A 17,271-nucleotide genomic window follows, 5' to 3' on the forward strand; every position below is an offset into this window, starting at 1 on the left:
ACCTTATTACTTTATGGTGGCTGTCGTTAAATTTTAACTTATAAATCAAGGCTTTAATGAAATAAAAGCAAAGCCTTTATTAGCGCTTTGCTTTATTGATTACAGTACCAATTGGATTTCAGGAGGTGGCGGCGGTAGTGTATCTTTATCTGTATTAACACCCGCACTTGAGCTACCTGAGGCGACACTGGCTGATACCCATTTAAAAAAGCCTGAGAAAGCATTGGAATCTAAGGTTTCTAATGCCACGACTTGAGACGTTAACGCTTTTAAATGGTCATGCTTCGCTTTAGGTCCTACTGCACAAGCAATAATAGAACCAAACGAGCGTTTTTTAACTTCTTTAATGGCTTCGCCATAAGCATAAGAGTCTGATGGTGTGCCGTCGGTCATTAAAAAGACCAGCGGACGCCAATCTCCTTTTTGATCACCATCAGAGCGTTTAATATCACGATCAACGCATTTGATTAAGCACTCTAATGCTGCGCCTGTAAAGGTACCACCTGAACTTGGAACCGTGATATCAGTGAATTGAAAATCCTCTAACGCTGTCATTGGAATAAATTCACGGGCTTCATTATCGTAAGTAATAATAGAGATATGTACGCTCTCTAATGCATAAGGATCTTGCCTTAGTGCATTAAGCATGGTTTGTATCCCTACGTTAACCGCATGAATAGATTCGCCTCTCATTGAACCTGAAGTATCAATAAGAAGGTAAACCGGTAATCTTCTCATTTAGGTGAAATCCTTTAAGTAAGAGACAAAGCTATCTGAATTTGAAGGTTCACCAATTGCATTAAGTTTCCAACCACTCTCTTCTCTGACTAATTCAGCAAAAAGCATTGAACGTTGATTATTAAAAGCTTCTCCGCCTGATAGATCAAAACGAGCCATCTCTATATTTTTGGCATCGACAGCACGAATAAAGGCATTTTGTACTTTACCAAAGTGTTGTTGTAGCTCTTTGCCATTATAAATCTGAACAATAAAGACGATTTTAGTGAATTGAGCATCAAGGGTATTGAGCTTAACAATGATCTGTTCGTCATCACCATCGCCAGCACCGGTGCGGTTATCACCCGTTAACCAAATTTGTCCTGATTTATGCTTTAAGCTATTAAAGAAAATAATATCGCCATTGACGAGAGAAGGTTGACCACCTTCTATCTGACCCAGATCGTTAATTTTGCCATTAGAACCACATAAAAAGGCAACAACGTCTAAATCATACTCTTCACTTTTTTTACCAAAGAGCCCACCTAGGAAACCCCGTTTTTCTTCGTTGATATCCCAACCTAAGCCAATGGTGACAGATGAAAGGTCATATTCATTTTTCTTTAAACTAACACCTTGTCCTTTTTTTAAACTGATTGACATATTCATTCCTTTTTAAAGTACAACGTTAACCTCTGGAGGTGGTGGCGGTAAGTCATCAAGATTGCTGATATCTTTTTTGCTGAGATCAACTTTTTGACTACCTACGGAAATACTGGCAGAAACCCACTTAAAGAATGACTTTATGGTGGTGGAATCTGCGGTATCTAACTGCAATACAATTTCGGTAATATTTTTAAGAATATCAGTTTGAGCAGCTTGCCCGGCAGCGCAGGCAATCACAACACCTGTTCGTGCGGTTTTGAATTTTTCGACGCCTTTTTTCCACTCATCTGTGGGGGCGCCATCGGTCATCATAAAGACGATAGGTCGCCAATCACCTTTGGTTTCAGCTGTTGTTTTCTGCACTTCTCGTTCAATACAACTCGTTACTAACGTTAATGCTTCACCAAGCGCGGTGGTGCCACTTGCGGTTAACTCCGGTAATTTAAAGTTGATGATATCCGTAAGTGGCACAACTTGTTGTGCAGATGAATTAAAGGTAATGATTGAAACATAAGCGGTTTCTAATGCGTAAGGGTCTTGGCGTAATGTTGATAAGAGCATTTCAACGCCATTTTTGACTGCTTCAATGGGCTCGCCATACATCGAACCTGAAGTATCAAGCAAAAGGTAAACTGGCAATCTTCTCATGCATTTATCCTGTTATTTAGATAGGAATACGCATTAATATACTAATTGATTCACGTACCCTTTTAATTGAGATTATGCTTAGTTTAATTTAAATAAGGCAAAAAGGCAGTGATGATCATCCAATATTATTAACCTGAAATTGGATTTTATAAAAAGAGAGATTAAAACAATATTAAACAAAAACCTTCTTTTCTCGCTCTTGCTAATACTCGTTTTATGAGTGCTGAGGACTCTAATAAATTAATTTAATCGAAATTAGAATATAAAAAAGCAAAATGACAGAATAGACCGTAAAAACGAGATGGTTAAGTTAAATTTCTTGTTTTTCAGCTGTTTGGCGTAATTTTAATTAGGCTGGTAATATTTAATTATATGAGTTAATTTTTATTAAAATTTTTTCTTATATTTAATAAGTAAATTTAATTTAAATAATAATCAAATGATAAATATAAAACTATTAAGATTTAATGAATGATTAATTAATGCTTATCATAGGGAAACTTGATATTTAGAGGTAAATAAAATATCAAGTTTTTAAAGTTATTTAGTAGTTAAATATTATTTTTCTTTTTTCGATGCAGCAAGAATTAAATGTTCAATATAGTTATCAACTAATAATTCAACGGCTTCGCTTCGTGTTGAATCATTTAAATGAGACAACCTATCTATTTTTCGTAATGCTGACATCTTTAATGATAATGAAACGGATTTTTTCTTGTCTTTATCGAGAAAAACACGGCTCGCCATTTCATGGTGGCGCAGTTCTTCATGTGCAGATAATGCTTCTCGCATACGACGCAATGCTTTGTTATCAAGCTGCCCGCGCTCTGTCATTTGATAAGCACGAGATGACTTACTGTATTTTATTTCAGCACCATAGGAGTCTCTTATCTCTTTTAATACACGAGTAAGCGTTGGCTCTGAACACTCAAGAGCTGAAATGATTTTAATTGTTGGAACCTTTTTCCCTGGGCTTAAAAGCGTTGCCAGTGTAAAGACTCTGACCTGACGAGTGCTTAGTTGCATGCTTAGTTACCACTTATCTGTAATTCGTATGTTAAAACATTCAGACATTATTATCGGATATTCTTACACGCGCTATTTAAGAATAAATTGAAATAAGTCATATGTTAAATATAGTATAAAATAATAAGTAAAGTGAAAAAATATATAATTTTTAAAATAACAAAATAAAAGATTATTGCTCTTTTATTGAGCTATAACTAAAGAATGAAAATTTAGTTATAGCGATGTAAGTGAAATATATTTAAACGTAAATATCAATAACAAAATACATTTCTAATATTAAGCATAATACTAGTAGTGATAAAGAATTAATATCACGTTACATTAAAACGCTGATTATTATTTTGTTGGTTAGGTATAATGCCATAAACTTTAGCTCTTGTTAAAATACTTAGCGCCCAACGTCGATGTGTTGCAGGTTCGCACATTGCACCTTGAGATTTAAATACGGCTTGTGTTGAGTTTAATATACGCAATGCATCGGAGTGATCAGATTGAGAAACCATTAATGCTTGCTCAATTTTGTGGATCTGTTTTGGATGAATGGCTGTTTTACCCACTAGACCATTCGCGATATCAAGTGCGAGTTCTTTATCCATAATTTGATGGTCATCAATATGCTCACAAACGGGTGCTGTTAGTGCAAATTGACGCGCACCAAATACCGCAACAAGCATTTTTATGACATATCCCATAGGACCATCGTACAGGGTTAAATGACGATTTCTTCTTAAAGAAATGACATTCATTAAGTCATTTCCACCAATACGCAATGCAATAATCCGGTTATGACAAGGATGAGTGAGCAGTAAATTGGCAAGTTCAGTCATTTGAATAACATCAAATACTTCTTCTGTTTCAAGCGTTGGCATCATACACAAATGTGTGTTTTCGATGATGTTCCACCAAACAGGTAGTGAAGCTTGAGTAAACTTAGGCAGCACAAAACCATCGATGGCACTGAGATCTAAGTTTTCAGTGATCCATTGCCCCATTTCTGTATGACGAGGGCGGATAAAAAGCAGTGGCCAATGGCTGCAATCACTGTTTTTTTTATGCTCTGATAATGTGTTTAATAATGTCGCTAAGTTTTCTAATGCAACAGGGATATCGGCATCACTTACCGCATCTTCTAAACAGATGATCAGCGAGCGTAATCCTTCAATTTTCTGATTAATAACAGTCTGTGCAATGTCAGTACGGGTTGCTGGCATATAGAGTGTTGCCCCTAGATTCCAAGGGGATAATCGTTCAATCATTATTTCACCTTTTTAATGATAGTCACTGCACGATATTGTCCGAGAGCATCTCCTGCCTCGATAACGGCGATGTTTTTTTCCTGAGCAAGATAAACCAACAGGGCAACATCAGGATCCGTTATTTTTCTCACTAAAACATGATCAGGTACACGGCGTAATACCGCGCGTGTGGCTTCAGCAATACCGGGTTTTATACGATTGATATTTGAAATATCATATTTTTTTGCAAGTGAACTAACGACGTTTTCGCTAAGTTTTTTTAAATCTGATTGTTGTGGTTTAAACGTGGCAATATCAATATTTGAAACATCAAGCTTATCAATGGATTTTGCAACAGTATCAACTAAATAACGGCTACATTCATACTGTTTGAGATGCTGGCAGTTTACAAAACCATGGAAGCCTTGTTGAGTCCAAATTGAGCGTGAAATTAAGCCCGAAACAGGTGCGCCCATGATCCCAAAAGGGATCAACCAATCTTCATCACTGGCACTTAACCATGCGCAACCACAAGGATCGGCTAATACTACTAGGCGAGGTTGAGCAGGGTAGCCTTCTCTTCCTGAAAGGGAACGAATTAATTCACCTGTGATTGCCCCTTTGCCAGTCCAACCATCGACAAAAACAGTACCTTCAGTGCCATGGCGTTGTTCTATCCATGAAAGCGCTTGGATATCAATGCCCCTATCTCTAATAATACTTATTCCATAGTGATAAGAGGTTTTTCCCATTTTGCGCAGTGTCTGTTGCAGCATTACGCCTAAAGGTACGCCAGCACGCACCAAGCTGGTTAGAACAATCGGTGTATCACCAAAGCGTTCAATTAACGCCTTAGCTAACATAACCACTTCAATGGCTAAACGGGATGCACCGGTTTCAAGGGCTTTTTCAAAAAGATCTAAATGCCACGTCGTCGGCTCTGGCTCTTGGCTTAACATATCGGAATAGTGAAGTTTGCCAGATTGAATCAGCGCTTCTTTTAATTCAACGGGCGTCATTTCAATATTGACAGGCTGAAGTAAAAAATCGACATCACCTGATAAATAAGATCCTGAAAAAGGTTTATGATCCATCATGCTAATTCTCCAAAAATTTTTGTACTAATGGCATCTGCAAACTGACTTTGACGAGGCATACCAAACCAACTACACAATTTCATAAAGCGACTATCACTTAAGCTATCACCTAAACCAATAACAGGAAAAATACCACGCTCAGCTTTTAATTTATTGAGCAAATAAGTCACCGCTTTCCCTTTTTCTATTGGTTCCGGTAGCCATGCGATGTTGTTACTGTTGCGATGAATATAAAAACCTTCAGTAGAAAATGCTTGTTCTAACTCATCACCAATGGCGTTCAGTTCATCTAATTTTGTGCTGTCGTTATGTTTCATCACTAAATAAATGGGTAAATCACCATATTCATAGTTAATACGAGCCCAACCGTCTATTTGGCGTTTTGCCATCAGTTCAGTGATAAATTTTTGTAAGGTCAACAAGCGGTCAGTATAAGTTGAAAGGCTTTGAGTTATAGCCTCTTGCCACTGCTTATCTGCTTTACCCTCAGGCGTTAAGATAACCGCACCATGAGTGGTAATTGCCCAAGAATGAAAAGGGATAGAGACACGGCTAATCTCTTCAGTACCGCGAGCAGTAACCGGAATGAGATCAGCATGTTCAAGTAGCCAATCAACTAACATGGCTTGCTCTTGCGTCATAAAACTACGTGGCTGTAAGCTTCTATCAAGAGCGCCTGTTCGATATGGTGCTAAATCTAGTTCATCAACCATTTTGCGACGTGTTTGAAATAATGTGTCGTCTAAGTCAGTGAAAACAACGGGTTTAGTCATAACTTAGCACCTCAACAATAGGGGCTACTTTTTGCAGTGCATCGATAAGTTGAGGATCAACGCTTTCAGCCGGCGTTTCACAGCAAAGGATGATGCGATCAAACTGTTGATGAGCAACGTTATAAACAAAATTAGCAATGCCTAAGCCATAGTTATCTGTAAACGTAATTGCAGATTGAATGGCAAAGTTTGTTGCAATTGGCGAGCGTGTTGTTGAGCTATATTTTACTAATGCCCCTTGTTTTTCAAGGCGCTCTGCAAGTAAGAAGGGTTCCCATACAAATTCGCCCGATCCTAAAACCAGAATTTTTTCACCTTTCGATGCCGTTAGGTTTATCCCAAGATCATTAGCAGGAACGGTCATTCCTAAACGTCCCCAGCGCTGTTTCCCTGTAATAGCAACGTGACCTGATGCGGTAACATTAACATTAGGCATAATCGGTAATGGTGCATCGGGATTAGCTTCCCAATGCCATTTTCCTTGTACTAATGAGATGGTCTTTACAGGTAATGGCGAACGCTGTGCGATGGAATCGCCGCTCCAGTCTGTGAGTGTGACGGTAATAACCTGTTTTATCTGGCTTAAGCCACCTTCTTCACGTAGTGCACCTAGCAGATTAATAAAGGTATTGCCTGTTGTGGCTTCATCATCAATTAACACAACCGTTTGTGCTTGCTGCACCCATCGACGTTGTTCTGCATCTTGCGGTAAATAGAGCAGATGATCAGTGGCATGGCTGTGGTTTTCTTTAAACTCGCATAATAAATCAGCTTGCTCAATGGGATGGCGGGTTGATGTTAAATAAACAGCACTGTTATAACGCGCTCTTACTTCATCAAAAATACCAGCGCCAAGACCAACAGCGGTTTCTGCCATGCCAATAAATAAAACCGGACCTTCAAGGACGTCAGGAAATTGTGTTGCAACTTTTTGGTAAACAGCGCGCATGGTTTTAGGTGAAACCGGAATATGACGACCTAATACTTTGCTTACAAAGAGAAAAGCACGTTTAGGATTGCGTCTTTCAGCAATATCAAATAACTCATCAAGTAACTCTATTGGACAGTTTGGCGTTACGCTTAATGTGCCACAGGTAAGATGACGACGGTAAACTAAAGGGTCAGTCATACTATTCATTATTAATTATTATCCGTACTTATTAAATTTGTCAGTGTTGAATTAAAAACAACAGAATCGGTGATTGAACGTATTTTTGTTGGTGAAAAATGGCTATTTTCAGCTTTTGCAGCTGCAACGCTGATTAAATCTAGTTGGCGTAGGGCGAAAATCCCAGCAAGGTTTATCCCACAATGTTGGGTATAACCAATACCACCAGAAGGGCGCATATTAATTTCAAGTAAGAGAGGGCGACCTTGGTGATTATTTCGGGTTTGTACATTCACAATGCCGTCAGCTTTCATTGCTGTGGCACAAGCTTTGCCTAATTCATAAGCCTCGCCTGAGATTTCAAGATGCTGGATTGCCCCCTCTTTACGACGAGCAACTGCCGCAATAACCTCGCCTTGTTCAACAACCATATCAACGGAATATTCAGGACCGGGTAAATATGGCATTAACACCATTGGCTCGAAGTGTTCAACTTGTTTTAGCGCATCAAGATATTGTTGTGGATTGACTCGACGATTTTCTGGATGACTAAAAATAGCCATAGGTGAAACGGTGTTATCAAAACACCAAAATCCCATACCATAAATGCCTTTTACAGGCTTGATACATAAAGGCAGATCACCAAATGGTGGGTTTTTTAGCTGCGTTTCTAACTCATCAATAGAGGTGATGCAAATAGAGGGTACAGCCGGTAAACCATATTGTTCCATGGCTTGTGCAAATGCCACTTTATCATCAGCAAGTTGTAACTGTGTAAGACTTGTCGCGCCAGTTGTTAACTTAACGCCTAATGATTCAATATCATTTCGGTGAGTTTCAAACCAAGCACAATTTCGACCTGTATGTATGGCATTAACATGATGCTTTTTAACTGTCTCTACGATAAACGCAAGGCGTTGAGTCTCATCTTGAGGTTCATAAAAAGCATTATCAGCGAGCGACAAAATCTCATTTCGTGAATGACGATGAGAAGCCAACAGCGTAATTTTTTGGTTTTGTTGGTTTGCAAAGTGTTTAACACCTTGAATTATATCGCGTTGGGAAGATAACCCTTCCATTAACCAAATCGTATTGTTCATTAATCTTTATACCGTGAGATAGATTGGTAGAGAACGTATTCTGTAATCATGATGTTTCCTTTGATTAGTGTCAATCATAATATGATTTATTCCATATAAGTTTAAAAGCTAATAATTTATCTGGTTAATGTTGAGAATATTCTTAAGTAATAAGTGATTTTAATAATAAAAATATTATATTTATCATTAAGTTGACAAAACTTTAAGTTAAGGATGTGAAAATAGTCTTGCTCAACTACTTCATCATGATATGATGATTTTCATTGTAAGAATTTAAGTGCAAAAGGCTTTGTTATTTCACTCTACCTCTGAAGGAAGTTAATTATGGTTTCATTAAGCAAGAATCAAACAGTTTCTCTCAGTAAACAGGCACCTACGCTGAGTCATTTAATGTTTGGTTTAGGCTGGGATCCGATTAAGAAAAAAGGATTTCTAGGTGGTCTTTTTGGTGGGGGTGGTTCTATTGATTTAGATGCCAGCTGTGTTTTGCTTGATGCTTCTGGTCATCAAATTGATACCATTTGGTTTCGTAAACTAAAATCAAGTTGTCAGTCAGTTGTTCACTCTGGTGATAACTTAACCGGCGATGGTGATGGTGATGATGAAACAATTTTTGTCGATTTAAATCGTTTACCAAGCAATGTTGAATACTTGGTTTTTACTGTCAATAGTTTCCGTGGACAGACATTTAATGAAGTCGAGAATGCCTTTTGTCGTGTCGTAGATAAAACCACGAATAAAGAACTCGCTCATTATAAGTTAACGGAACAAGGCTCTCATACAGGTATTGTGATTGCAGCATTACAACGCAATAGCGGACAATGGGATTTCACGGCTTATGGTGAGCCTTGTCGAGGTCGCGTAATTAACGACATGATGCCTGATATTTTGACTACGGTGGTGCGATAAATGAACCTGACACCCGGTGGGAATCTTCCGGTACCGACTCAAACATTAATTGTACGTATTCAATCTGGTGCACCTGTTGATGCCTCTGCGTTTAGACTTTTTGCTTCAGGTAAAGTCAATGGCGATGCTGATATGGTGTTTTATGGTCAAACCGCAAATGATGATCGCACCATTATTTACGCTACTTCCGGTAATAGCACTTCGTTTACGGTTGATTTAACGCGTTTACGTCCTGATGTTGATAAAATTGCGTTTACAGCAACTTGTGATGGACAGCAGACTATTGCGAATTTGCAACGACTCTCTATTCAAGTTGATGCCAACAATGAAGTTGTTGCCAACGGTAATGTTGAAATTAATGGACGCCAAGAAGCTGCATTAATTTTAGGTGAGTTATATCGACGTAATGATAGTTGGAAATTTCGATTTATTGCACAAGGTTTTAATGGCGGGTTAAAACCATTAGCAGAGCATTTTGGTGTCGATATTGCAGATCCGGCACCAGCACCAACTCAAGTACCAACACCAGTACCAACATCAGTACCAACTCCCGTTCCGCCAGCAGCACCAAGTACGGTGAATTTAAGTAAGGTCTCTTTAACCAAAGAGAAACCGGCAATCAGCCTCACAAAACGAGATGATTTCGGCAAAATTCGCATCAACTTGGATTGGCATCGTGAAAAAAGCAGTAGCTCAGGATTACTCGGCGGTTTATTTGGTGGCAATAAAGGTATCGATTTAGATATCGGTGCATTTGTTGAATTACAACAAGGTCATAAGTCAGTTATTCAAGCATTAGGTAATGGCTTTGGTGATTTTCAACGCTCACCTTATGTCGAGTTACAAGGTGATGATCGTACTGGTGATGTCTCTGGTGGAGAGTGGATCTTTGTTAATGGACGCGAGTGGAAAAATATTAAGCAAGTGCTGATTTTTGCTTTTATTTATGAAGGCGTACCCAATTGGAGTAAAACAGATGGTGTTGTCACCATTCATGTACCAGAGCAACCCCCTATCGAAACACGCTTAACTGATGGTAATAATGGCAGAGGTATGTGTGCCATTGCACGATTAGTTAATGAAAATGGTTCGATAAAAGTTGAACGTCTTAATGAGTTTTTTAAAGGCCACCGTGATATGGATAATGCCTACGGGTGGGGATTTCGCTGGACAGCGGGTTCTAAGTGATCTAGTCGATAAAAGGAAAATAAACATGAGTTTTTTCAATAAATTAAAAGAAGGTTTTAATTCAGGTCGTTCTGAGTTAGTTAAACAAGTTGGTCGTTTTAAAAACAAAAAATTTATGCAAGGTACAGTTGCGGTATGTGCGCGAATTGCTATCGCAAGTGACGGTGTAAGTTCAGAAGAAAAACAGAAGATGTTAGGTTTTTTAAAAGCATCGGATGAACTTAAGGTGTTTGATACTTCAGAAGTTATCGAATTCTTTAATAAGCTAATTACAAGTTTTGAGTTTGATACTGAAATCGGTAAAGGCGAAACGATGAAGTATATTTTGGCGATGAAAGATCAGCCAGAAGCTGCGCAATTAGCTATTCGTGTCGGTATCGCTGTTGCGAAAAGTGATGGTGATTTCGACAATGATGAAAAAGAGGCTGTGCGCGCTATTGCCATTGCATTAGGCTTTGAGCCTGCAGAGTTTGGTTTGTAATTAATTTAATATAGGGAACCGTTCAGGAATTATTATGGTATCCACACATATTGGTTTTCCGACAGAAACTGTCATTGTTTTTATCGTACTTGCGGTTGGCGCTATTTTTATCGACTTATTTATGCACCGTGCAGATAAGCCGATTTCACTGAAGAATGCCATATTTTGGTCGTTATTCTGGGTTGCCATTGCAATGGTATTCGCAGGATTTCTTTACATTCACCATGGCTCAGAAGTTGCCAGCTTATTTGTAACGGGTTATGCGTTAGAAAAAGTACTTTCTGTTGATAACTTGTTTGTCATGATGGCTATTTTCTCATGGTTTGCCGTGCCAGATCGTTTCCGCCACCGCGTGCTTTATTGGGGAATTATCGGGGCTATCGTTTTCCGTGGGATCTTCGTTGCTATCGGTACAGGACTACTAAGTTTAGGACCGTATGTTGAAGTTGTGTTTGCGCTAATTGTTGCTTGGACGGCAGTGATGATGCTGAGAAGTGGTGGTGAGAGTGAAGAAATTGAAGACTATTCTCAACATCTTGCTTATCGCTTAGTAAAACGATTTTTCCCTATATGGCCAAAAATCAGTGGTCACGCTTTCTTATTAACACAAAAAGAAGTTGATGTTGAACTGGCTAAGCCAGAAAACAAAGATGTTACGATAGGACGCGGTACAAAAGCGGCATTGTATGCAACACCATTAATGCTGTGTGTTGCAGTTGTAGAGCTTTCAGATGTGATGTTTGCTTTCGACTCTGTTCCCGCTATTATCGCAGTAAGCCGTGAACCACTTATTGTTTATAGTGCAATGATGTTTGCAATCTTAGGCTTACGTACGCTCTACTTTGTGTTAGAAGCGTTAAAACAGTACCTTGTTTACCTTGAAAAAGCGGTTATTGTGCTGCTGTTCTTTATTGCTGCAAAACTTGGTTTGAATGCAACCGACCATATCTGGCAGCATGGATATAGCATCTCCGCGACAACTAGCCTCTTTGTAGTGCTTGGTGTCTTAGCTCTAGGAATTATTGCAAGTTTTGTATTCCCAGAGAAAAAGGAAGATGAAGGTAAAAAAGAATAATCAATATTCTCGAGAAATCGGAATATAAAAATCTAAACTAAAGAGGTTAAGAAATGAGCGTTTCTCTTTCTAAAGGTGGTAATGTCTCTCTGAGCAAAGCAGCCCCAACGATGAAAAACGTCCTTGTCGGACTAGGTTGGGATGCCCGTTCTACAGATGGTCAAGATTTTGACTTAGATGCGTCTGTATTTTTGTTAGCCGCAAATGGAAAAGTGCGTAGTGATGCCGATTTCATTTTTTATAATAACTTAAGATCAGCTGATGGTTCAGTTGTTCACACTGGCGATAACCGTACTGGTGAAGGCGACGGTGATGATGAAGCACTGAAAATCAAATTAGATATGATCCCAACTGATGTCGATAAGATTATCTTTGTTGTCACTATCCATGATGCTCAAGCGCGTCGCCAAAGTTTTGGTCAAGTATCAGGTGCATTTATTCGTTTAGTTAATGATGATGACCAAATTGAAGTGGCTCGTTATGACTTAACTGAAGATGCATCAACAGAAACCGCGATGTTATTTGGTGAACTGTATCGCCATAATGCAGAGTGGAAATTCCGTGCTGTTGGTCAAGGTTATGCTGGTGGCTTGGGTTCTGTATGTGCGCAATACGGCATTAACGCCTCTTGATAGATTGTTATGAGATATTAATTACTGACAGCCATTAAAATATGGCTGCAAGTTTACTCAATAAAGTAGGAGCTTTGATATGGCAGTTTCCCTCGTTAAAGGTGGTAATGTTTCACTAACTAAAGAAGCACCAGCAATGACTGTTGCTATGGTTGGTTTAGGATGGGATGCCCGCGTGACTGATGGCGCTGAGTTCGATTTAGATGCGTCAGTATTCATGGTCGGTGAAGATGGAAAAGTACTTTCAGACGCTAGTTTTATCTTCTTCAACAACAAAGTAAGCCCATGTGGCAGTGTTGAACACCAAGGAGATAACCGTACTGGGGAAGGCGATGGCGACGATGAACAAGTCAAAATCAGCTTGTCAAAAATCCCTGCTGAAGTGAAAAAACTGGTATTCGCAGTCACTATTTATGATGCAGAAAACCGTAAACAAAACTTTGGTATGGTAAGCAACAGTTTTATGCGCGTTTATAATAACGACAACAATACTGAAATTGCTCGTTTTGATCTTTCTGAAGACGCATCGACAGAAACTGCAATGATCTTTGGTGAGTTATATCGCCATGGTGCAGAGTGGAAATTCAAAGCGGTAGGTCAAGGTTTTGCTGGTGGTTTAGGTGCTTTAGCTGCACAACACGGTGTTAATATCTAAGTTAATGCTTTAGTCCGTATTTAAGCATCAACATAAAATAGCCCTCGTTTAAAACGGGGGCTATTTATTTTTAACGAATTGATTGCTCAAATCTATTTTTTTATTGTCACTTTGATTGGGGAGTTTTTAGATTGTGCATTTCCCGAATGAAAATAACGCCAATGAGGATCTTGCGCTGCTAACAGTAACTCATGGTCACCACGAGAATCGCCCCAAGCTCTTAAATGGTATTGTGTTAAATCACCATAGACACCTTCTAAGCGCTGAATTTTCTCTCCACAACGACAGTTATTACCAATAATTTTACCTGTTAGTTTACCGTCTATGACTTCGAGCTGAGTGCCAATCAGTTTGATGCCTAATTTATCAGCAAAAGGCTGTAATACCATTGCTGGTGATGCAGAGCAAATAGTGACTTCAGCACCAATGTTCACCTCTTCAGCAACCGCAATAAGCCCTTTAGGGCGCATTAATTTAGCCCAGTAAAGTTGGCAAAATGCTTCTGCTTTCTCTTTTAGCCATTTTTCATCAATATTGGTTAAAAAGGTTTTTATTAACACTTCTTTTAATTCATCACGCGTTAGTTTGCGTCTAAAGCAGCGTAATGTTGGTAGCACCATTTTGATTAAACGACGAGAGAATTTGCGCTTACCAAAGGCAAACTTTAAAAAAGGAATAAAGCTATCGTGATAGGTTAAAGTGCCATCAAAATCAAACACTGATAACGTTTTTACGGTGTTTTTTGAGTTTTCAAACTGGGGTTGCATAGGGCATTAAGCTCCGTAAATCATCAGGGTTCGGGGAGTAATTTTGTTTATTATATCATTGTTGAAAAAATCAGGTAGTAGCAGGGAATTTACGGGTAATGCTCCTCTTTTTAAACAAGTAAAAAGAGTTTGATAAGTAAAAACAAAGTGCTATATAAAATAAAAACCATCAAAAATGTTAATTTAATAAATTATTGATTAATTATTAATAATAATGTTTATCGGTTTATTTTAGAGTTTAAATATATTTGAGTTGTTATTTGTAATAATATGATTGTTTTTCTATATAAAGATAATAACACTATAAAAAATATAATATTATTGATTTTTTGTTTGATTTAAATAAAAGGTATTTAGTGCCGATAAGAAAATATAATTTATTGATATTAACATGAGTACATAGGTGTTTCTTATTATGAATATTAAAAATTCGGCTAAGCTTGGCTCGATAATATTGTTATTTATATTTTTTCTCTCATCTGCAATATCATTATTCTTTATTTATAAAATGCAAAATAATTTCTCACTGGCGGAAGCATTATCAACGCGCTTTACCGATGTTCAAGAAGCGAGATATAAACTAGCAACAATGCGTTCTAATGTGAATTTTATTATGCAAAACAGTGAGGAGAGTAACGCAGTAGATGATAAAATTATTGAACAAACTAAAGCGCTTGCAGTGAGTGCTAAGAAAATTATTACTAGCTGGGTAACAGAGAAAAAAAGCACAACTCAAGCTCAGGAAAGTGCAATAGCAGTCTCTAAGTTATTTAATAACCTTATTGATAGACTACTTCTATCTATCAATAATATAAACTCGATAGATTTTAAAGATGAAGCCTTTGCTTCAGATTTTAATCATCTCTCTCAGCTATTTGATAACTATTTTCTTATAACAAAAGCCAATGACGATACTATTAGTCATCAACAGTTATCAATGGTTCATTTCTCTCTCTATTCAACGCTTATATCATTAATAATTTTATTAACCATGTTGTATGTGGTTATTCGCTGGGTAAATGAAAAATTTATTTTTAACCTTAATTTACTTTCTGATATTTTAAAAAAAGTGGGTGAGGGAAATTTGGTTTTTACATTACCCAAAGAGAGTAAAGATGAATTTGGCAAGCTATTTTCTCATGTCAGTGATATGCAAAAGTCATTAACGTCCACAATATTAACCGTTAAAAAAGAGACATCAGAGATGAAAAAAGAAGCCACTGAAATTGCATCAGGCAATCAAGAGCTCTCATCTCGTACTGAAGAGCAAGCAAGTGCACTGCAACAAACCGCGGCAAGTATGGAAGAGATAAAAACAGCAGTGGCAAATAATACAGAAAATACCGTATTAGCAAATGATATTACTACTGAAGCGCATAATGTTGCTATGGATGGTTCAATCATTATGAAAGACGCCATTAGCTCGATGAAAAAAATAGAAAATGGTGCGGTAAAAGTGGGAGAAATCAACGACGTGATTAATGGCATTGCAAGCCAAACCAATATTTTGGCATTGAATGCTGCCGTAGAAGCCGCAAGAGCGGGTGATCAAGGTCGTGGTTTTAGAGTTGTTGCAGCAGAGGTAAGAAATTTAGCGGCTAAAAGTGCAGAAGCGGCAAAAGAGATTAACCATATCATTAAAGAATCCATGGCAGATGTTTCTCATGGTACTCAGTTGGTGAATAAAACCGGTGAGCATATGGAAGAGATGGTCTCTTCAATTTCTAAACTAAATAAGATTATGCAGGGAATAAGCCTTGCTTCTGAAGAGCAAAGTTTAGGCATTGAGCAAATTGCGGTAGCGATAAATCAGATGGACACTGTTGTGCAGCAAAATGCATCACTCGTTGATCAAAGTGCAACATCCACCATGATGCTAGACGAAAAAGCACAACTCTTAATGGATAATGTCGCTGTTTTTCAAATTGAGGAACAAGCATAGTTATGAGTAGTTATGATTAAAAAACTCACTCTGATTTAGGTTATCAGAGTGAGTTTCATATTGTTGGCAAACAGAATACAGATTAATAATATTCAATCATAAAGGTTGCAGCGCCATTGGCGGAACCTGCTGATAATCGGTCATCTACACGAATATAACGTGCACGTAATGGAATGCTGACTGTACCTGCTTTTTCCGTGATTGGCTGTGCAAAGGCGGTTGGGATATTAAATTTAACAAAATCTTCGCCAGTAGTACCAAACGCGAGCTGTATACCGACACCTTGAGCAGCACCTGGTACATCATTGACTTCAAAAGTGCCTGGGTACTCAATAATTGGTGGATTTACAGGCTTAATGGTCACTTTTAGTTCGTTAGGATCGCGATCTGGGAATGTTTGTCCTTTTTCACTGGTATATACATCTCCTTTGCCACCAGAATAGTAACCTCGAAATGCAGGACAATTGTATAAATTAATATCAGAATTTATCCATTTGGTTGAACTACCTTTTGCAGGTAAGGTAGATGTTTCATGTTTGCCTAATTCCACGGTGTAGTCTTGTGTTTTACAACTTGAAGCGGTAACACTAACCGAACCTGTAATATTCATATATGCGGCTATAAAAGGGAATCCTTCTGTTATAACCTTATCTTTTTCTGGGTAATTTACATCAAGTTGCATTCTTGCAATATTGCTTAAATCAAAAGTACCCGGCTGAATAGGACCTAATTTAATTAAAGAATAGTTTAATACTGGGTGTGCCCAATAGGTTATATTTTCTCTATCTTTTTCAATAAGTTCACGATTCCCTTCCCAAGAGAGTTTAGCAATATTAGGTGTTAGTGAATTATTTCTATCTCTACTTGTATAAAACACAATACCAAGACCTGGGTTATTGGTTTTATAAACATTAGGAGGAATACCTGCGCCAACAGCGGGTGTTCCTCCCATACTTAATAATTTTATCTCTTGCCTTTCTAAAAAGTAATAGTTTCCTAATCCTGTTGAAGGTACATTAAATCCACAGCCATAGTTGTATGTATAACTAGCAATATCGATTTTACCTTGGTAAACAACAGAACCTACTGGCATATCAGCACCAACATGAATTGCGCCACCAATCGTCATAGTATGATTCACTGGAGGAGAAATAACATGACATTTGACTGTTTGTTGTGCCATGACCTCCGCAGCTGGAAAAAGTAGAAGCATTAAGGCTAAGGTTTTTTTGATTGTAAGCTTCATACT

The 17,271-nt window shown here is 38.0% G+C and carries 18 protein-coding genes; 7 read left to right on the forward strand and 11 right to left on the reverse strand.

Annotation, left to right across the window (positions count from 1 at the left end):
* Positions 1-99: 99 nt before the first annotated feature.
* The 9 genes from ABN099_RS15440 to ABN099_RS15480 all read right to left on the reverse strand — a co-directional run bounded on the left by ABN099_RS15440 (position 100) and on the right by ABN099_RS15480 (position 8,373).
* The gene (locus tag ABN099_RS15440) at positions 100-738 is read right to left on the reverse strand and encodes a vWA domain-containing protein (RefSeq protein WP_349464949.1); all 639 of its coding nucleotides are present in this window, start codon (positions 736-738) and stop codon (positions 100-102) included.
* Positions 739-1,380 (reverse strand): TerD family protein, encoded by a 642-nt coding sequence (locus ABN099_RS15445; RefSeq protein WP_349464951.1) that lies wholly within the window; start codon positions 1,378-1,380, stop codon positions 739-741.
* Between the two features lie 12 nt (positions 1,381-1,392).
* Positions 1,393-2,031 (reverse strand): vWA domain-containing protein, encoded by a 639-nt coding sequence (locus ABN099_RS15450; protein ID WP_349464953.1) that lies wholly within the window; start codon positions 2,029-2,031, stop codon positions 1,393-1,395.
* A gap of 558 nt (positions 2,032-2,589) precedes the next feature.
* Positions 2,590-3,057: a tellurium resistance protein TerW gene (locus ABN099_RS15455; protein WP_349464955.1), complete on the reverse strand. Its 468-nt coding sequence runs from the start codon at positions 3,055-3,057 to the stop codon at positions 2,590-2,592.
* Between the two features lie 314 nt (positions 3,058-3,371).
* Positions 3,372-4,316 carry an HpcH/HpaI aldolase/citrate lyase family protein gene (locus ABN099_RS15460; RefSeq protein ID WP_349464957.1) on the reverse strand — a complete coding sequence of 315 codons (945 nt, stop codon included), beginning with the start codon at positions 4,314-4,316 and terminating at the stop codon, positions 3,372-3,374.
* Positions 4,316-5,392: a cysteine protease StiP family protein gene (locus tag ABN099_RS15465; RefSeq protein ID WP_349464959.1), complete on the reverse strand. Its 1,077-nt coding sequence runs from the start codon at positions 5,390-5,392 to the stop codon at positions 4,316-4,318. Before ABN099_RS15465 ends, ABN099_RS15460 begins: the two co-directional genes overlap by 1 nt.
* Complete coding sequence (locus ABN099_RS15470) at positions 5,389-6,165, reverse strand: hypothetical protein (RefSeq protein ID WP_349464961.1); 777 nt, start codon at positions 6,163-6,165, stop codon at positions 5,389-5,391. The genes ABN099_RS15465 and ABN099_RS15470 overlap by 4 nt, the downstream gene beginning before the upstream one ends.
* On the reverse strand, positions 6,158-7,303 hold the full coding sequence (locus tag ABN099_RS15475) for a phosphoribosyltransferase domain-containing protein (RefSeq protein ID WP_349464963.1): 1,146 nt from the start codon (positions 7,301-7,303) through the stop codon (positions 6,158-6,160). Before ABN099_RS15475 ends, ABN099_RS15470 begins: the two co-directional genes overlap by 8 nt.
* 2 nt (positions 7,304-7,305) lie before the next feature.
* Positions 7,306-8,373, reverse strand: a complete 1,068-nt coding sequence (locus ABN099_RS15480; protein WP_349464965.1) for an ATP-grasp domain-containing protein — start codon at positions 8,371-8,373, stop codon at positions 7,306-7,308.
* Positions 8,374-8,697: 324 nt separating this feature from the next.
* On the opposite strand from ABN099_RS15480, the gene ABN099_RS15485 reads away from it, so the two are divergent.
* From ABN099_RS15485 to ABN099_RS15510, 6 genes are all read left to right on the forward strand, one after another.
* On the forward strand, positions 8,698-9,282 hold the full coding sequence (locus ABN099_RS15485; RefSeq protein WP_349464967.1) for a TerD family protein: 585 nt from the start codon (positions 8,698-8,700) through the stop codon (positions 9,280-9,282).
* On the forward strand, positions 9,283-10,470 hold the full coding sequence (locus ABN099_RS15490) for a TerD family protein (RefSeq protein ID WP_349464969.1): 1,188 nt from the start codon (positions 9,283-9,285) through the stop codon (positions 10,468-10,470).
* Positions 10,471-10,495: 25 nt separating this feature from the next.
* On the forward strand, positions 10,496-10,951 hold the full coding sequence (locus ABN099_RS15495; RefSeq protein ID WP_349464971.1) for a tellurite resistance TerB family protein: 456 nt from the start codon (positions 10,496-10,498) through the stop codon (positions 10,949-10,951).
* Positions 10,952-10,985: 34 nt separating this feature from the next.
* The gene (locus ABN099_RS15500) at positions 10,986-12,026 is read left to right on the forward strand and encodes a TerC/Alx family metal homeostasis membrane protein (protein ID WP_349464973.1); all 1,041 of its coding nucleotides are present in this window, start codon (positions 10,986-10,988) and stop codon (positions 12,024-12,026) included.
* A gap of 53 nt (positions 12,027-12,079) precedes the next feature.
* The gene (locus ABN099_RS15505; protein WP_064721058.1) at positions 12,080-12,658 is read left to right on the forward strand and encodes a TerD family protein; all 579 of its coding nucleotides are present in this window, start codon (positions 12,080-12,082) and stop codon (positions 12,656-12,658) included.
* A 79-nt stretch (positions 12,659-12,737) separates the two neighbouring features.
* Positions 12,738-13,313 carry a TerD family protein gene (locus ABN099_RS15510; protein ID WP_349464975.1) on the forward strand — a complete coding sequence of 192 codons (576 nt, stop codon included), beginning with the start codon at positions 12,738-12,740 and terminating at the stop codon, positions 13,311-13,313.
* Positions 13,314-13,405: 92 nt separating this feature from the next.
* On the opposite strand, the gene ABN099_RS15515 is transcribed toward ABN099_RS15510, so the two are convergent.
* Positions 13,406-14,080 (reverse strand): HAD family hydrolase, encoded by a 675-nt coding sequence (locus ABN099_RS15515; RefSeq protein ID WP_349464977.1) that lies wholly within the window; start codon positions 14,078-14,080, stop codon positions 13,406-13,408.
* A 415-nt stretch (positions 14,081-14,495) separates the two neighbouring features.
* On the opposite strand from ABN099_RS15515, the gene ABN099_RS15520 reads away from it, so the two are divergent.
* Positions 14,496-16,022 (forward strand): methyl-accepting chemotaxis protein, encoded by a 1,527-nt coding sequence (locus ABN099_RS15520; RefSeq protein ID WP_349464979.1) that lies wholly within the window; start codon positions 14,496-14,498, stop codon positions 16,020-16,022.
* Positions 16,023-16,104: 82 nt separating this feature from the next.
* On the opposite strand, the gene ABN099_RS15525 is transcribed toward ABN099_RS15520, so the two are convergent.
* Positions 16,105-17,268: a fimbrial protein gene (locus ABN099_RS15525; protein WP_349464981.1), complete on the reverse strand. Its 1,164-nt coding sequence runs from the start codon at positions 17,266-17,268 to the stop codon at positions 16,105-16,107.
* Positions 17,269-17,271 lie beyond the last annotated feature (3 nt).

The sequence above is a fragment of the Proteus hauseri genome (genome assembly GCF_040139125.1).
GTDB classification, from domain to species: domain Bacteria; phylum Pseudomonadota; class Gammaproteobacteria; order Enterobacterales; family Enterobacteriaceae; genus Proteus; species Proteus hauseri_B.

Excerpts from the sequence above, each read along its gene's own strand:
- ABN099_RS15440 (WP_349464949.1), bottom strand. The coding sequence starts at position 738 with ATGAGAAGATTACCGGTTTACCTTCTTATTGATACTTCAGGTTCAATG.
- ABN099_RS15460 (WP_349464957.1), bottom strand. The coding sequence starts at position 4,316 with ATGATTGAACGATTATCCCCTTGGAATCTAGGGGCAACACTCTATATG.
- ABN099_RS15500 (WP_349464973.1), top strand. The coding sequence starts at position 10,986 with ATGGTATCCACACATATTGGTTTTCCGACAGAAACTGTCATTGTTTTT.
- ABN099_RS15480 (WP_349464965.1), bottom strand. The coding sequence starts at position 8,373 with ATGAACAATACGATTTGGTTAATGGAAGGGTTATCTTCCCAACGCGAT.
- ABN099_RS15485 (WP_349464967.1), top strand. The coding sequence starts at position 8,698 with ATGGTTTCATTAAGCAAGAATCAAACAGTTTCTCTCAGTAAACAGGCA.
- ABN099_RS15520 (WP_349464979.1), top strand. The coding sequence starts at position 14,496 with ATGAATATTAAAAATTCGGCTAAGCTTGGCTCGATAATATTGTTATTT.
- ABN099_RS15510 (WP_349464975.1), top strand. The coding sequence starts at position 12,738 with ATGGCAGTTTCCCTCGTTAAAGGTGGTAATGTTTCACTAACTAAAGAA.
- ABN099_RS15465 (WP_349464959.1), bottom strand. The coding sequence starts at position 5,392 with ATGATGGATCATAAACCTTTTTCAGGATCTTATTTATCAGGTGATGTC.
- ABN099_RS15505 (WP_064721058.1), top strand. The coding sequence starts at position 12,080 with ATGAGCGTTTCTCTTTCTAAAGGTGGTAATGTCTCTCTGAGCAAAGCA.
- ABN099_RS15525 (WP_349464981.1), bottom strand. The coding sequence starts at position 17,268 with ATGAAGCTTACAATCAAAAAAACCTTAGCCTTAATGCTTCTACTTTTT.
- ABN099_RS15455 (WP_349464955.1), bottom strand. The coding sequence starts at position 3,057 with ATGCAACTAAGCACTCGTCAGGTCAGAGTCTTTACACTGGCAACGCTT.
- ABN099_RS15475 (WP_349464963.1), bottom strand. The coding sequence starts at position 7,303 with ATGAATAGTATGACTGACCCTTTAGTTTACCGTCGTCATCTTACCTGT.
- ABN099_RS15445 (WP_349464951.1), bottom strand. The coding sequence starts at position 1,380 with ATGTCAATCAGTTTAAAAAAAGGACAAGGTGTTAGTTTAAAGAAAAAT.
- ABN099_RS15495 (WP_349464971.1), top strand. The coding sequence starts at position 10,496 with ATGAGTTTTTTCAATAAATTAAAAGAAGGTTTTAATTCAGGTCGTTCT.
- ABN099_RS15515 (WP_349464977.1), bottom strand. The coding sequence starts at position 14,080 with ATGCAACCCCAGTTTGAAAACTCAAAAAACACCGTAAAAACGTTATCA.
- ABN099_RS15490 (WP_349464969.1), top strand. The coding sequence starts at position 9,283 with ATGAACCTGACACCCGGTGGGAATCTTCCGGTACCGACTCAAACATTA.
- ABN099_RS15450 (WP_349464953.1), bottom strand. The coding sequence starts at position 2,031 with ATGAGAAGATTGCCAGTTTACCTTTTGCTTGATACTTCAGGTTCGATG.
- ABN099_RS15470 (WP_349464961.1), bottom strand. The coding sequence starts at position 6,165 with ATGACTAAACCCGTTGTTTTCACTGACTTAGACGACACATTATTTCAA.